At 45.2% G+C, this 16,216-nt stretch carries 16 protein-coding genes; 4 read left to right on the top strand and 12 right to left on the bottom strand.

Annotation, left to right across the window (positions count from 1 at the left end):
• Nucleotides 1-26: 26 nt before the first annotated feature.
• A complete protein-coding gene (gene pgeF / locus AB8516_RS09940; protein ID WP_369160289.1) occupies nucleotides 27-758 on the bottom strand; it encodes a peptidoglycan editing factor PgeF in 732 nt (243 codons plus the stop codon).
• Nucleotides 755-1,726: a 23S rRNA pseudouridine(1911/1915/1917) synthase RluD gene (rluD, locus tag AB8516_RS09945; RefSeq protein ID WP_369160291.1), complete on the bottom strand. Its 972-nt coding sequence runs from the start codon at nucleotides 1,724-1,726 to the stop codon at nucleotides 755-757. The genes pgeF and rluD overlap by 4 nt, the downstream gene beginning before the upstream one ends.
• Before the next feature lie 160 nt (nucleotides 1,727-1,886).
• Between rluD and AB8516_RS09950 the strand changes: the two genes are divergently transcribed.
• Nucleotides 1,887-2,684, top strand: coding sequence for an outer membrane protein assembly factor BamD (locus AB8516_RS09950; protein ID WP_369160293.1), 798 nt, complete (start codon nucleotides 1,887-1,889; stop codon nucleotides 2,682-2,684).
• Between the two features lie 23 nt (nucleotides 2,685-2,707).
• Here AB8516_RS09950 and AB8516_RS09955 read toward each other — a convergent pair whose 3' ends face one another.
• On the bottom strand, nucleotides 2,708-3,046 hold the full coding sequence (locus AB8516_RS09955) for a P-II family nitrogen regulator (protein ID WP_069122638.1): 339 nt from the start codon (nucleotides 3,044-3,046) through the stop codon (nucleotides 2,708-2,710).
• A gap of 344 nt (nucleotides 3,047-3,390) precedes the next feature.
• On the bottom strand, nucleotides 3,391-5,007 hold the full coding sequence (locus AB8516_RS09960; protein ID WP_369160295.1) for an NAD+ synthase: 1,617 nt from the start codon (nucleotides 5,005-5,007) through the stop codon (nucleotides 3,391-3,393).
• Between the two features lie 225 nt (nucleotides 5,008-5,232).
• Here AB8516_RS09960 and AB8516_RS09965 point away from each other — a divergent pair, with 225 nt between their 5' ends.
• Genes AB8516_RS09965 through AB8516_RS09975 form a run of 3 tightly spaced genes read left to right on the top strand, consistent with a single transcriptional unit; the run spans nucleotide 5,233 to nucleotide 8,467 of the window.
• On the top strand, nucleotides 5,233-5,469 hold the full coding sequence (locus AB8516_RS09965; protein ID WP_369160297.1) for a PP0621 family protein: 237 nt from the start codon (nucleotides 5,233-5,235) through the stop codon (nucleotides 5,467-5,469).
• A 5-nt stretch (nucleotides 5,470-5,474) separates the two neighbouring features.
• Nucleotides 5,475-7,118 (top strand): nitrogen regulation protein NR(II), encoded by a 1,644-nt coding sequence (locus AB8516_RS09970; protein ID WP_369160299.1) that lies wholly within the window; start codon nucleotides 5,475-5,477, stop codon nucleotides 7,116-7,118.
• Nucleotides 7,115-8,467, top strand: a complete 1,353-nt coding sequence (locus AB8516_RS09975) for a sigma-54-dependent transcriptional regulator (RefSeq protein ID WP_369160301.1) — start codon at nucleotides 7,115-7,117, stop codon at nucleotides 8,465-8,467. Before AB8516_RS09970 ends, AB8516_RS09975 begins: the two co-directional genes overlap by 4 nt.
• A gap of 34 nt (nucleotides 8,468-8,501) precedes the next feature.
• Here the strand turns inward: AB8516_RS09975 and rffA are convergent, their stop codons facing one another.
• The 8 genes from rffA to AB8516_RS10015 all read right to left on the bottom strand — a co-directional run bounded on the left by rffA (nucleotide 8,502) and on the right by AB8516_RS10015 (nucleotide 16,083).
• Complete coding sequence (gene rffA, locus AB8516_RS09980) at nucleotides 8,502-9,629, bottom strand: dTDP-4-amino-4,6-dideoxygalactose transaminase (protein WP_369160303.1); 1,128 nt, start codon at nucleotides 9,627-9,629, stop codon at nucleotides 8,502-8,504.
• An 18-nt stretch (nucleotides 9,630-9,647) separates the two neighbouring features.
• Nucleotides 9,648-10,271 carry a trans-aconitate 2-methyltransferase gene (locus tag AB8516_RS09985; RefSeq protein ID WP_369160305.1) on the bottom strand — a complete coding sequence of 208 codons (624 nt, stop codon included), beginning with the start codon at nucleotides 10,269-10,271 and terminating at the stop codon, nucleotides 9,648-9,650.
• 265 nt (nucleotides 10,272-10,536) lie between these two features.
• The gene (locus AB8516_RS09990; protein WP_369160307.1) at nucleotides 10,537-10,869 is read right to left on the bottom strand and encodes an EamA family transporter; all 333 of its coding nucleotides are present in this window, start codon (nucleotides 10,867-10,869) and stop codon (nucleotides 10,537-10,539) included.
• Entirely contained in the window at nucleotides 10,866-11,264 is a 399-nt protein-coding gene (locus AB8516_RS09995; RefSeq protein WP_369160309.1) for a hypothetical protein, read from the bottom strand. The genes AB8516_RS09990 and AB8516_RS09995 overlap by 4 nt, the downstream gene beginning before the upstream one ends.
• Complete coding sequence (locus tag AB8516_RS10000) at nucleotides 11,265-12,416, bottom strand: sulfotransferase (RefSeq protein WP_369160311.1); 1,152 nt, start codon at nucleotides 12,414-12,416, stop codon at nucleotides 11,265-11,267.
• A gap of 49 nt (nucleotides 12,417-12,465) precedes the next feature.
• The gene (locus AB8516_RS10005; RefSeq protein ID WP_369160313.1) at nucleotides 12,466-13,710 is read right to left on the bottom strand and encodes a hypothetical protein; all 1,245 of its coding nucleotides are present in this window, start codon (nucleotides 13,708-13,710) and stop codon (nucleotides 12,466-12,468) included.
• A 178-nt stretch (nucleotides 13,711-13,888) separates the two neighbouring features.
• Nucleotides 13,889-14,884 (bottom strand): glycosyltransferase family 2 protein, encoded by a 996-nt coding sequence (locus AB8516_RS10010; protein ID WP_369160315.1) that lies wholly within the window; start codon nucleotides 14,882-14,884, stop codon nucleotides 13,889-13,891.
• Nucleotides 14,885-14,895: 11 nt separating this feature from the next.
• Nucleotides 14,896-16,083, bottom strand: a complete 1,188-nt coding sequence (locus tag AB8516_RS10015; RefSeq protein WP_369160317.1) for an acetyl-CoA carboxylase biotin carboxylase subunit family protein — start codon at nucleotides 16,081-16,083, stop codon at nucleotides 14,896-14,898.
• Nucleotides 16,084-16,216 lie beyond the last annotated feature (133 nt).

Below are 16,216 nucleotides of genomic sequence, written 5' to 3' on the forward strand. Positions count from 1 at the left end.
ACAGATCCCGCTGTGAATCAGGTAATCTAATCGCGCCAAATCATTGCAGCCATTCGACCGGTCACTCCATCACGGCGGTAGGAGAAGAAGAGCCTGTCCTGGGTTAAGGTACAATATTCTCCACCGGTGATGAACTCCACGCCGGCATCGATGAGGCGCATGCGGGCCAATGCATAGATATCGGCCAGCCAGTGCCCTGGACGATTGTTAGTGAATGACTGGGCTGTCGCCTGCCGATAGGCGAGGAAACGGTCGCGAACTTCATCCCCAACCTCGAATGCTGCCGGTCCAATGGCGGGTCCAAGCCAAACTACCAGATCCTCCATGGGACTCTTGAAGCGTTGTAATGCATTTTCGATCACACCCGCCGCCAAACCTCGCCAACCCGCATGCGCGGCACACACCTCATTACCCTGTCGATCGGCGATCAAGAGCGGCAGGCAATCGGCCGTGAGTACGGCACAGACAACACCGGGTTGGTCGGTATAGACGGCATCGGCCTGGCATCCGGGATTGGCGCTGTCCGGAGAGACCACGCAACAGCCATGCACCTGACTGAGCCAAAACGGCGTATCGGGCAACCGGCACTCCCGTGCCAGCAACGCTCTGTTTCGAGCTACACAGGCCGGGTCATCGCCCACATGGTCAGCCAGATTGAGGCTGTCAAAAGGCGCGGCACTGCATCCTCCCTGGCGCGTGGTAACCAATGCCTTCACGTTCGAAGGTGCGGGCCATGCAGGCTGCAGCACATCAATCATCGTTTGGCATCCTCGGCAAGGAGATCGATCAATTGTTGCATATCGGTGGGTACAGGCGCCTCCCAAGCGACCCGTTCACCCGTCTCCGGGTGAATCAGTTCAAGCCGGGTGGCATGCAGCGCCTGGCGCCTGAATCCCTTGATCGCGGCGGCCAGCTCATCGTTGATAGCTGACGGCAGCTTGAGCCGCCCTCCATACAGCGGATCACCCAGAAGCGGATGGCGGATGTGGCGCATATGGACACGAATCTGATGGGTGCGTCCGGTCTCCAATCTGATCCGCAACAGCGTATGGGCACGGAAACGCTGCTCGATTCGATAGTGTGTGACCGCATGCTTTCCCGTCTCGTGGACTGTCATACGCAGGCGGTTGACCGGGTGCCTGCCGATCGGCGCATCGACAGTGCCGCCGGCAATCATTTCCCCCTGCACAAGCGCCAGATACTCTCTCTTAACACTCCGCGCCTGTAACTGCCCGACCAGCGCATGCTGCGATTGCAGGGTTTTTGCGACCACCAGTAGACCGCTGGTCTCTTTATCAAGGCGGTGAACGATACCGGCTCTGGGGATCTGCTGCAGGGGCCGGTAATGGTTCAACAAACCATTCAACAGGGTACCGTCGGGATTACCCGCCGCAGGGTGCATCACCAATCCGGCGGGCTTATTGATCACCAACAGATGCTCATCCTCATAGACAAGGTCGAGTTCGATCGCTTGTGCCTCTGCCTCCACCTCATCCTGCGGTATCGGCCGAAGATTGATCAGCTCTCCCCCGCGGATCCGCTGTTTGGCCTTGCAGGGGCGCCCATCCAGCTCCACCAGGCCCAGTTTTATCCAATGTTGCAGACGGCTGCGGGAGAATTCGGGGAATTGATCGGACAACACCTGATCGAGCCGGCTGCCTGCACACTCTTCAGGGATCACCACTGAACGGGGAGGAACTTTATCAATGAATTTGGCATCCGACATAGATGATCCGTATTGTCCCATTGAGGTTGCTGTTTTACAAAATCCGCCGTTTCAACCACACTACGCACTTTACTGAAGCCATCAAAGACGGGTTATACCCCCATCACGCGTTCCGTTATACTTCAGCGTTTATCAAACATACCCTAGGTATTGATTAGCCATGCTTTGGAAGTTCTCGATCATCACCCTTGTCACGCTGTTGCTGAGCGGCTGTTCCATGCCGGATCAGATCGATGTAACAAAAAACTGGAGTGCCAGCCAATTCTATTCAGAAGCCAAAAGCGCGCTGATGGATGGCGATTATGATGAAGCGATCAAGCACTATAACGGATTGCAGGCACGCTTTCCCTTTGGCCGGTACGCCACCCAGTCACAGCTAGACATCATCTATGCCCACTATAAGAACAGTGAGCCGGAATCAGCGATCATGGCGGCGGATAGATTTATCAAATTGAATCCCCAGAGCCCATATGTCGATTATGCCTACTTTATGAAAGGCATCACCAACTATAACCGGAACCAGAGTATCTTCAGCCGGATACTCCCATCCGATCCGTCTGAGAGAGATGCCGGTGCAGCACTCGATGCCTTCAATGACTTCGACAAACTTGTACGCCGTTATCCCGACAGCAGGTATTCAGCAGACGCGCGACAGAGGATGCTCTATCTCAGAAACAACCTGGCAAAATATCAGATACACATCGCGGAATACTACATGCGACGGGGTGCTTATCTGGCGGCCGCCAATCGGGCCAACAGGGTGGTCACCCGGTTTCAGCGCACTGATGCGATGCAAAGGGCGCTGGAGATCATGGTCGATGCCTACACAAGACTGGGTATGACCGAACTTGCAGATGATGCGAGGCGGGTATTGACCCTCAATCTTGAGAATGGCCGTTTAAATAACCCGGCTGAAATTGAAACGGAAAAAGAGGTGATCTCCAGAGAACCACTATAGCCATGACTGAGATCCTCGAAGGATCAGATTGCGGCCTCATCCTCCTCCCCGGTACGGATGCGTATGACCTGTTCCACCGGTGTCACAAAGATTTTCCCGTCGCCGATCTTTCCGGTCCGCGCAGCATTGGTGATCGCTTCGATGCAAGCCGCAACCTGATCACTGGCCACCACCAGCTCCAACTTGACCTTAGGTAGAAAATCGACCACATATTCTGCGCCACGATAGAGTTCGGTATGTCCCTTCTGACGTCCAAACCCTTTCACCTCGGTGGCGGTCATACCGGTAATACCCACCTCAGACAAGGCCTCGCGAACATCCTCCAGTTTGAAAGGCTTAATGATTGCTTCGACTTTTTTCATTGATATTCTGCTCCCAGCTGAGGAAATTCATTCTAGTTCAGTAATTGGCTCGCCGGAATTGTAACGCCCCCTGGAGCGGCGCGTCCATGCCTGCAACCGTTTCATTTTCTTGTATTAGGTACATATCCTGACGATTCGGCCCATTAAGGTGAGAGATTTTAAGCAGGTCCCTGGTGAAAAGTGGGTAATTTGCGGGCATTAATTGCACCTGTGGATCTGATTGCGCTGGAACAAGATATCGCATTCAGACCCCCGAGGGGAAATTGGTCAATCACTGAAACCCCAAAAGGGCTTATCACAACCACTTGAAAGTAAGACTAATTTTATCAAGCGGCTTTCCACTTTCAACGATTTCGTTTAGACCAGGTGAGCGGATAGCGGCGGTCTCGCCCATAGGCACGACGGGTGATCTTTATGCCTGGCGGCGCTTGACGCCGTTTGTACTCGTTACTATCCACCATGCCGATCACACGCAGCACCGTCCGCTCATCGAATCCTGCCGCAACGATCTCCATAACCGATTGATCCAATTCAACATATCGCTCCAAAATCTCATCCAGCACGGCATAATCAGGGAGTGAATCACTATCCCTCTGATCCGGCGCCAGCTCAGCGGACGGCGCCCTCTCCAGGACCCGCCGGGGAATGACCTGTGACAGTGAGTTTCGATAGCGGCATAAGCGATAGACCAGGGTTTTAGGAACATCCTTTATCGGAGCGAATCCGCCCGCCATGTCGCCATACAGGGTTGCGTAACCCACCGACATCTCGCTCTTGTTTCCCGTTGTGAGCAGGATGCGTCCTTTTTTGTTACTGATCGCCATGAGTATTATCCCGCGGCAGCGCGCCTGGATATTCTCTTCCGTCACATCGACGGCTCTGCCGGCGAATTCATCCGCCAGCATCTCCAGAAAGGCATTGAAAGCGGGCTCGATTGATATGGTGCGATACTCCACTCCCAGCAACTCGGCTTCGGCAACGGCATCCTGGTTACTCATCTCCGCGGTGTATCGGGACGGCATCATCACCACCTCCACCTGATCCGGTCCGAGGGCATCTGCCGCAATTGCCAGCGTCAGGGCGGAGTCGACACCGCCCGAAAGGCCTATAATGGCCCCGTTGAATCCATTCTTGAGCACATAATCCCTCACCCCGGTGACAAGCGCCTGATAGACCCGCTCCTCCTCCGACACAAGCGGTGCGATCATCCCGGTCGACGGTTGCGTAGGGTCCTCCTCCATGGAGAGATCGACACAAACGCTGGTCTCCGTAAAGAAATCGAGGCGCTGTATGAGCCGGCCTTCGGCATTCACCACAAATGAACCGCCATCGAATACCAGTTCATCCTGTCCACCGACCAGATTGACATAGACGATGGGAAAACTGTTCTCCCGAGCACGATTTTGCACCAGCTCTTCACGCTCCGGCGCCTTACCGATATGAAAAGGAGAGGCATTGATATTGAGCAGCAGCTGGGCTCCTGCGGCCCGACTCATGGCGGCGGGTTCCACTTCCCAAATATCTTCACATACCGTCAGCCCGATGCGCACGCCCTGCAACTCAAAGGTTACCGCCTCCCTGCCCGGTGAAAAATAGCGCATTTCGTCGAATACACTGTAGTTGGGCAGCTTGTGCTTCTCATATTCGGCCAGGATCTCGCCGTCACGCCAGACCCCCGCCACATTGTAGAGCTCCCCATCCCTGCGTCTTGGATAGCCCACAACCAGGTGGATACCCCACACCCGCGAAACAATATGTGCAACCGCCAGCTCCACCCGCTGGATAAAGTGATCACGCAACAACAGATCTTCCGGTGGATAACCGGTGATCGCCAACTCGGGAAATACAATAGCGTCCGCCTTACCGACATGAGCCATGGCCTCATCGATTATGCGTTGAGCATTGCCTTCTATATCGCCAACCAGGAAATTGAGCTGGGCGAGTACTATCTTTAACTTCAAGGGCCAACTCCTAATCTATCACCTGAAACCATGGGTTCATTCGAGCAGATCACCATTGAAAGCCCAATCAACAACAATCCGAGTCATGCGTCAGCCATCAATCTGCATGTGATCAAATCGAAACAGACGCTGTTTTCCAGAGGCATTGCAGACTATTGCCGCGGATGTTGCAAGACCCATTCATCACGATTGACTCCTATCCACACATAATAAAGAATCAACCGGATGGGACTCAGGTATATTTTTATCGCATTGGCACTGTGGGGCGTTTTCCTCATCGGCCGCCATTTCTGGCGACAAAATCAGCTAAAAAACAACAAGTCGCAACAGATCAAATCGGTAGACAGTGTCCAGTGCGCCTATTGTGGTCTGCATCTACCCAAAAACGAAGCGGTCTGTAGCGGCGATGTGTATTATTGCAGCAAAGCCCATCAGAAGGCGGCTGAGAAACAGAAATCCTGAACATCATGCTGAACTGGCTTGACTCACTCGATGATACCCTGAAAAACAGCGGCCAAGCCGACAAAGGAGCTGACCATACTCATTGGCGTTCCCTCAGCCTCTATCTGCTCTATCGAATCACCCTTTCACTTACCCTGATGTTCTTTTTCTATTCAGGCAGCGGACCTACATTTTTAGGATCAGTGGTGCCCGAGCTGTTTGCGATCACTGGCACACTTTATACCGCTTTGACCTTCGTTTCCGTGCTGTTTTTTCTCTGGCGTTCCCCTAATCCCGTGCAGCAAACCTACCTGGCCCTGTTCGTGGACATCAGCGCCATTCTCCTGCTGACCCATGCCAGTGGCGGTGTCCAGACCGGCATGGGCATGCTGATCGCCGTGTCAATCATTGCCGGCGCACTGATTATCGATGGCCGCGCCGCACTGCTGTTTGCCGCCCTGGCGGCCCTGGCGGTGATCACGGATCAAATATATATCTCCCTGAGCAAGACCACCATATTGCCCCGTTTCATTCAGGCCGGGTTCCTTGGCGCCGTCTTTTTCGCCACCGCCCTGCTTACCCTGGTGCTGAGTGGTCGCGTGCGGGCCAGTGAAAAACTGGCGCAGGACAGGGCCAATGAGTTGAACCACCTGGCAAAAATCAATGCCTATGTCATCCAGCACATGCGTACCGGGGTATTGGTTGTCGATGCCTCCGGCACGATCGTCATGATGAATGATCCCGCCTGGCACCTGCTGGGCATGCCTGCCACCACCGGGAATCAATTAATCAAGGCCTCGCCTGAACTCGCAAATATGTTGAAAAAACACGACTCTAGTGCGAAACGGCGATACTATAATTTTCGATCTCAACGCCAGGGGCCTGAATTGAGGGCTCACTTCAATCCACTGGGGGGTAAGGAAAAAGGAGATATGCTGATATTCCTGGAGGACACCTCCCAAATCACTCGAGAGGCACAACAGATGAAATTGGCTTCGTTGGGCAGACTGACGGCCAGCATCGCCCACGAGATCCGTAATCCCCTGGGAGCGATCAGTCACGCCAGTCAACTCTTCCACGAATCACCTGATCTGGATCCTGCGGACCAACGATTAACAGAGATCATTAAAACCAATACCGAACGTGTAAATCAGGTGATAGAAAATGTGCTGCAGCTCTCTCGCCGCGACCCCGGAAAACCACATAATCTCCAACTTAAACCATGGCTAGAGAGGCTCATTATCGAACTGATCAAGCATCACGGATTCGAAAGCCATCAATTGTTTCTGCAGATTGAGCCTACAAATACTGAGATCATTGCAGATCCAGAACAATTACGACAAATCGTAGCAAATCTCTGCAATAATGCCCGAGAACATGGTCCAAAGGATACATTGAAAGTTCATATAATTGGCGGAATTACTCAAGAATTCAATCACCCTGTCGTTGATATAATCGATAACGGGCCAGGCATTGAACCAAAGGTGGCAAAGCAAATATTTGAGCCCTTTTTCACCACGCGAAACACTGGCACCGGGCTTGGACTGTATATCGCCAAAGAGTTGAGTGAAACCAATCATATCCGTTTGGAATATATTCCAGGTCCTACAGGAGGCAGTTGCTTTCGACTCCACTTTGACCTTTGGCAACACGGGGATAGACCAACATGACCCAGCCGATGGCATTGATCGTAGACGATGAACCAGATATTTGCGAGCTGCTCGAAATCACTTTGATGCGTATGGGGATCGCTTCACATTCTGTTTTCGATCTGAATACCGCTCATAAACTGCTCACCGAACAATCATTTGACCTCTGCCTCTCTGACATGCGACTACCCGATGGTAATGGAATCGATCTTGTACGGCATATAAATAATACCTACCCACATCTCCCCGTAGCCATGATCACTGCACATGGCAATATGGAATCCGCTATCGAGGCTCTCAAAGCGGGAGCTTTCGATTTCGTTTCTAAACCCGTTGATCTCGAAATGCTTCGCAAACTAGTGCAACAAGCAGTCAAGTTGGGTAGACCGAATCCATCCAGCAAATCATCACATGACATATCGGGGGCATCCGAACATTCACTCATGCTCGGCAATTCACCTCCCATGGTACAAATCCGGCAGCTAATCGATAAGCTGGCCCGCAGCCAGGCGCCTGTCTATATCAGTGGGGAATCAGGCACTGGCAAGGAACTCGCAGCAAGGCTAATTCACAAAAATGGTCCACGTGCTGACCACCCCTTTGTTGCCGTCAACTGTGGTGCAATCCCCCAGGAATTGATGGAAAGTGAACTCTTTGGGCATAAAAAAGGGAGTTTTACCGGCGCCAACCAGGATCATCAAGGGCTCTTTCTCAGTGCCGATGGCGGCACTTTGTTTCTTGATGAAATAGCAGATCTACCGCTTCATATGCAAGTGAAATTATTGCGTGCAATTCAAGAAAAGCACATACGTCCCGTCGGTAGTCAAAAAGAAATTCCTATAGATGTCCGCATTATCAGTGCCACACACAAGAAACTCTCTGGAATGGTCGAAACCGGAGACTTTCGGCAGGATCTCTTTTACCGTATCAATGTCATTGAACTACCACTTCCACCCCTGAGGGAAAGAGTAGAAGACATACCATTACTTGCTCATCACTTTCTCACTCGCATTGCACGAGATTCAGATATAAAGAAATCCAAGCTCTCTTCGAATGCACTAAATAAACTGAAAAAATACGCTTTTCCTGGCAATATCAGAGAGCTGGAAAATATCCTTGAGCGCTCGGTCACTCTTCTCGATGGTTCCACCATTAAAGCCGATGATCTTCACCTACCCACCAATCAACAGAGTGCTGAAAATAGTATTGGCAGCTCACAGCCCCTAGATGACAGAATGGAGCAGATAGAACGTGAGACGATAGTTAAAGCTCTTGAAGAGACGCGCTGGAATAGAACCGCAGCTGCCAAAAAGTTAGGCATGAGTTTACGCTCTCTACGCTATCGTTTGGATAAACTTGGAATTGATTAGGGTTAAATGTAATGCCTAAAGGAGGACTTGTTAACTAATTTAAAGATGCTAGTATTTGTTGGACAACGTACGCTTGATGCTCCTCAATTCCCACCCACAATGGCAACCTCACTAATCGATTAGCAATGTTGTCCGTATTAGACATATCACCGTTTTTACGGCCAAATCGACGTCCCATTGGCGAGCTATCTAATGGCACATAGTGGAAAACAGCATGAATATCCCGCTGTTTGAGGTTAGTAATGAACTCTGTCCGGGCTTTTATATCAGGAAGAAGCAAATAGAACATATGAGCGTTATGACTACAATTAGCAGGCACTATCGGGCGACGAATCTGCTGTAAATTCTCACATGCTTCAAACCACTGGAAATAAGTATTCCATATATTCAATCTTCGTTTTGTTATTTCTTCCGCCTCTTCCATCTGAGCCCATAGAAATGCAGAGATGATCTCACCAGGCAGGAATGAAGAGCCAATGTCTACCCAGCTGTATTTATCTACCTGCCCCCGAAAGAACTGTCTTCTATTTGTACCCTTTTCACGGACAATTTCAGCACGCTCTACCAACTCTGGAGCATTAACTAGTAACGCCCCTCCCTCACCAGAAATTATATTCTTTGTTTCATGGAAAGACAGCGTTGCCATATGTCCAATAGAGCCTAAAGGCCTACCTTTGTAGTTAGACATGATTCCCTGCGCTGCATCCTCTATTACCAAGAGATTATGGCGCTGTGCAATCTCCATAATCACATCCATCTCGCAGCCTACACCTGCATAGTGAACTGGAACAATAGCCTTTGTTTTACTTGTAATTGCATCTTCAATCTTATTTTCATCAATGTTGAGCGTATCTGCTCTAATGTCGACAAAAACAGGTATGGCACCGCGCAAGAGAAAGGCATTTGCTGTCGATACAAAGGTGTACGATGGCATTATGACTTCATCACCGGGTTGTATATCTGCAAGAATCGCTGTCATTTCAAGAGCAGCGGTACAAGAATGAGTCAAGAGTGCCTTTTCACATCCAACACGATTCTCTATCCAGGCATTGCATTTACTTGTGAAATCACCATCCCCAGCCAGATGCCCATTGGCATGTGCCTGACTGATGAACCAAAGTTCCTTGCCAGTCATGTATGGCTTATTAAAGGGGATTTTCATTGCACCCTCACTTGTTTCTCATTTCTCTGCTATCATTAGAAGTGATCCACCAGCTGCAAAATGTAGTCCATTGCGTATTAATATCCGCTCAAAGTCAAGTATTTTCTCTAGAATCCAGTTTGTTACTCCTCCAACCATCAATTCTGATGTTTGATCAGTGTTATCACCTTTTCGCTTCTGTAATCTTGATAGCATCATCACTGGCAGCAACAGAGATACAAAAGATGTTGATACTTTGATTGTGAAACCAGCTTCCTCTACTTTATCCTTCAATTCCGCAACACTGTACCTACGCACGTGGCAAGCCCGCACATCCGTCTGACTCCAAAGAAATGTATGTTGAGGTACCGTTATGATAATTCCTCCACCTGGTTTAACAGCACGATACATTTCAAATAATGCTTTTTGGTCTTCTACTATGTGTTCCAATACGTCAAAGGCGCCAATAACATCGAATTCTGAATCGAAAGGTATACTTCTTGCGTCCATTTGGAATAGTTCTGCCCTATCCACTCGACCTTTTGTGAATTGTAAACCTGCAATATAAATATCACTCGCTGACAGCTCGACATTCGGAAATGCCCTTTCAATTCCTGAAAGCACATAACCTGTTCCACATCCGATTTCGAACATCTTTTTCATTCGTGGATAATGCTTTTGCAGCGCCCATATCACTAATCTATTACGAGACCTGAACCAGAAATGGCGTGTTTCCAATGGCGCGAGTTTTGCGAAATGTTCAACATTATAACCGCTATCTGCTTGCACTAATTTTTCGGCTAATACAGGAAATCTGTCAATCTCAGGCGGGGATAGTTGACAAGCGGGGCATTGCCATTCTTTATTATCATACCTAGAATCACAAAATATACAGATCCTCATAGTATACTCGTCAGTAGTTTAATAATTAACCGCCAGATAAATAGATTATAATTCCTAACACAATGATAATAGATGCCAATATACCCCGCTTAGTTAATTCCTCTCTAAGAAAAATCCAACTGGCAATTGGCATCAGTACGAATGTCAGTGCACTCATTGCAATCACTGTTTTAAGCATTATGGCCTGTAATGAATAAACAATAAGCACCGTTACTAAGCTAAACATCATTACAGCTGTCATTGTAGTCATGTTTAAATACCCTTTTGTACTTGTGCTGCCTTTTTTGAGCAAAACATGTGAACCGACAGTAAGTATGACTGCAGCTAACAGAGCTAAATGATTTGAAAGATAACTCATATTTTCTGTATCTCTTTTGATACTGAGGCAATTATTATCCCAATTATGATAATTGTGCAGCCAACAATATGTAGCATATTTATATTTTCATCGAACAAATACCATGCCCATGCAACATTAACGGCATAAACAGAAGACATTGCTGGATAGGCAATATTTAAACGCATCCGTTTGAGTACCAGCATCCAGAATACCATCTGGATTCCTAGGGCCATAATTTCCGCAATATAATATATATTTATAATTATACCAGTCACGCCGCCGCCTATACTTTCTAAGGCTGCATACTTGGCAAATACGAAGGCAAGAGACCTGCAGAGTATTGCCATAACCAACAATAAAACAGAAATAAAAACATCCTTGTTGACTATCTGTTTTAACGGTGTTGTATCCATTTAGCCATACATCGATGACATTGCAGTGTATATTTCTGGCGTGATGAACCATTGTCTCTGCATTTCAACATCACCTATACCACGTCTCAATAACCTTATACGTTCTTTTTCATGCTTTAGCCGTTCTTTATTGTGACTATAACCTGTTTGAAATTTACTATGGGAAGGCTCAAATGGATCTCTATAGGAATCCATTAATTCATCTATTTCGTCAATAAGGTAATTCGAAGTATACCCAAGTAGTTGCATCTCAGGTGCACATAACACTTCAATAAATCTCTTTACATTTTGCGGTAGATAATTCTTGTATTTCTGTAAAGAATTTACAGAAATACCATTCTGATCTGCAAATGAGGAGTTACCCTTCCAAGGTTTTCCATTCTGATCAACAATCCCGTTATCGAATATATCTTTTTTAAAATCCTCAACGCCTAGATAATTTGTGATTTTATTTAATGTTTGCCATTTATTTGATACGAGATCTTCATATCGCACCATACAACCTTTTTTCCTTTTAGTGGCTGCATATGCAAAGGCTACACTTTTTCGCCATACTCTAAGACTGTAAAGTATTGGTCTATTTTCGCCTGTTAGGTTATCTCTGATTCTGAAGTTAAGTGATGTGATCATGTCACGAGGATCACGCACAACGAATATTACTTTAACGCCCTCATTAATCATTGCCGGAGCGTATTCTTCAATTAATACTTCTTTACTGCCAATTAATTCTTCTCTTTTTGCTGAATAGATATCCGCCAAAAGGTTTAATAAGTTTTTGTAAATATCAAAAAATGTTCCTGGCTTTAGTTGATCTAATACATCAATAATTTCAGGTGTCCAAAGGCCTTCTGCATAATTACGCATCCTGTTTTGAAATTCATTTAAAGTCTTTTTGTTAATTGAATATTCTATTAAATATTTGTTAAATTCCTGATTTACGTAACTAGTTTCTAAAAATAAATGGTCAAGCGGATATCTTCTTTTTATACCTCTGATATCGTTAAACTGTTCTTTAAAAATAAAAAATAGTATAGGAAATGGTTGTGAGGCAATAGTAGCATTTGGATGCATGTTTACAATCTTTTCCACTATCGTGGTTCCACTACGATAACAACCAGTAACAAGAATATGATTGCTGGCTCTTTTTGTCATCACCTTATATATCTCTGCTTCAGTTTCTGTGGCTAGATACTGTTAGTTTTTACTTACTATCAAATTCATAGGTTCTAATTATATCATCAAGAGTCTCCTCTCTTTTTAAGACCTTTTTTTCATCTGATTTATCCCTATAAGAAAAAACAGGTACATTACCATTTATAAATGGAGGCTTGAGCACAAGTGAATAGGCGCCAACATTTCCAAAAACAAGTATATCATTAATTTTTAGTCTTTTATCATAATCTCGATACAAATAATCATCCTCCATACATGTGTACCCAACAATGTCAATTGGAGGCTCGATGAATAGCGAGCTCTCACTATCAGATTCAATATGTGTCAAGGGTAGATTCTTTTGGCTTTTTGTGGGTATAGTGTTGTAAACACTACCAGATACAAGCACCGTATTCTTACCAGCCACTCTCTTTACATCAACAACCTTACAAATAAATTTGAATGTATCCGCTACCAAAGCCAATCCCGGTTCTAGTATCAATTGCGGTCTACCGTTCTTTCCAAATGAAGATACAAAAGGCTCAGTAATTGCAATTCCATACTCTTTGAATGTTGGAATATTTATTTTAAACTGACGCCTAAGATCAGCTGACATATTGCTAAAAAATCCACCACCCAAATCTAAGAAGCCAGGACCTTCCTTACCCCAAATCTGTTTACTTATTTCAACAAGTCTGGACGATATCTCATGGTAGTCTTCAGGCCTTCGCTCGGCCGGGATCATGTGGCAGTGCAGCCCTTCAAGCTGCACATTGGACAAATTTGATATAGTATTTATGGCTGAGTGAAAATGCTCGCTACTCACATCAAAACCAAAACGACTTGGCATTTCTCCCTGTAGCTGAATTGCGCAACGTATTCCCACTCTGTGCTTTATTTCCTTATATTCCCTAGACAGGTCTTGCAACAGATCTACTTCATATGCTTCACTAAGGTTTACCAATGATCCATGTTTTGAGGCTAATATATAGTCATCATATGTTTTCAGAGGACCGTTGAAAACTATATCCTCACCTGTAACTCCGAGCAACAATGCGAGATCATATTCCATTCTCGACACTACTTCCGCATAACCACCCAAGTGTTTTATGCGTTGGCATAGTGCTGGTAAATAATTTGTTTTGTAGGAGTAAGCTAGTTTGATTTTGTCATAGTGGCAGATGAATGCCGAGTAAAACTCACGATAATTAAAATCAAAAATATCCATATTGCAAACATAAAAACCTAGTGGGTTTTCGTTTGCCATTAATAACAGTTTTTTATCGTCGAACATTTTTATTGTTTATTAAATCACTCGATAGAATAGTCATATTAATAATCATAAAATATTAATGCCTTAGAAGCTTATCTAATCAATACTAATCTTGGCCGGCTGCTGACAAATAACTTACACACTTTCTATACTTAACTATTGTATTAATATCAATTTATCATCATAAGCTTGTCTGTTTTCAATCATTATTACTGGATAGCACATACTCTGGTCTACTTCCATCACTGCTGATTTCTTCTTCTGTAGATCGCAGCACGTATGTCGGATTAAGTCTTGTAATATTGAGAATCTGTTGCAAATATTCACCGACTATTCCAAAAGCCAAAAACAGGAATCCTGAAAGCCCAATAAGAAGGAGCGACAGTGTCGTCCAACCAGGAACAACAATATTACCGAAGAAATATCTAAACAATATATACATACCAAGTAAGAAGCTTATACCTATACCAATAACCCCTAATGTTGCAAGAAAGCGCAACGGGAAGGTTGAAAACCCCAAAAACTTACTCATTGTCAGTCTCAGAAGTTGACCTATTGAGTACCCACTCCCCCCAGCAACACGAGGGGCATGATCGACATCCACATTAATCAAGCGCTTCGTCAACGTTGTTAACAATGCGCCAACCGCCGGCTCTGGAACGTTCAATTTAAGTAAGGGAATTAATACTTCCCGCCTAATAACACGAAAACTCGTAAGCTTAAAAGACGATTCCTGTTCGAACATTATATTACTCAAACGATTAATTATCTCGCTACCTGCACGCCGCCACAATGCATGATGTTTTTCTCTTGGACGGCCGAACAATACATCTATTTCAGTATGCTGTTCCATGAATTCGAATAATCGAGGCACTTCATATGGAGGATTCTGGAGATCATCATCCATGGTTACAACAAAGGCGCCTCGCGATTTTGCAAGTCCTGCCATAGTTGCTGCACCTTGCCCAGAATTTCGCATCAACTGAAAGCCTCTTACCACTGCGTATTCAGCTGCCAACTCACGAATTAAATTCCAACTATTGTCTCCACTACAGTCATCAACAAAAATAATCTCATATGATTTCGATGCAGATGTTAGATGCTGAATAAGTTCTGAAGTCAATTCGTATAATGTTTCCTCTGCATTGAATACAGGGATCACAACAGAATATGCGATATCATTATTAATATTCAATATATCACCGCCTAATTGTATTGTATTGAAATAGCACTTTTTACTTGTTCGGCCAATTTGTTAAATCCTATGCCTTCTATCATATTTAGAATGCAATAGCCAAATACGTGCCCTCCATGAACAAATCGATCTACCTTCTGACCAGGAACCAAATTAATACATAACTCTTCTACTTTATCTAATTTTGAGATAATTGATTCCTCAGATGACAGCGATTCAACGGTGCCTGTTCTTTCTGGATAGAGTAATATAGAAACATGTGGTACCACATTTTCTTCGAGCTCTATATCTAATATTTGAGAAGGTTCATCCATTGCATACTTTAGTGAAAGCTCTATTAACGAAATGCCATAAGCCGCTTCAACGAGAACAGGTAATCCATTTCCACCCAATCTCGGTGCTATTTCTAACAAAACTACACGACCTTCACCTATCCTGAAGTCGGCATCAAATGGTCCATTCGATACAATTCCTGAATCGACAACTTTTTGAATCTGGTCAAGTATATTATTTTGTATTTCCCCACTAATATTATTCGGTAATTCATGGCCTATTACGGCAAAGTTATGTATATATTTCTTACTTATAAAAGCATATCGAACTTTATTGTTTAAAATAAATCCTTCTACACTAACGTCCTGACCATCAATGAATTCCTCCAAACACACACAATTATTATTTGACAACTTTAAGGCTGATTTATAATAAGCATGTGATGTAACATCCATTTGCTCAAGCATTGATACCCCTCTAGAGCCTGAGCTCATCGCTGGTTTAATAATAGCAGGACCACCTTGCCATTCAGTTACAGCTTTATTGAAGTCACGAACTTCAATAAATTGAGGCGAATCCATCTTTAATTTTTTTTGTAATGATCTGAATGTGATCTTATTAAGTATTGTATAAATGTACTTCACATCCGGTCCTGGAAGGGATAACGCCTCTGCTACTTTTGCAACTGTTGGTAGTGCAACGTCCGATGCCATAGCATAAATACCGTCAATCTGTTTTTTAGATGCTGATTTTATAACTTTTTCTGCATCTGCTGTACTTAAATTGATTGATTCATGGGAGTAATTATGACCAATATTATCTGGTATATTATCAACTGTAATTACATAGTAACCAAGCTCGACTGCCTTTTTAATTGCAGCGACCTGAAATATTCCCGCACCCAAAATCATTAATTTACGTTTCATTTTATAAATTGTTAAAGCTTACATTCATATTTAAGATATTTTCTGTAAATTAAAACACATATCATACGCATCGAAAGAATTTTTCTACTTTTAACTAGTGTTACTGTTGATATTGTATTTTCAGACTGAAGTA

Source organism: Candidatus Thiodiazotropha sp. LNASS1 (assembly GCF_964212655.1).
Classification (GTDB): Bacteria; Pseudomonadota; Gammaproteobacteria; order Chromatiales; family Chromatiaceae; genus Thiodiazotropha.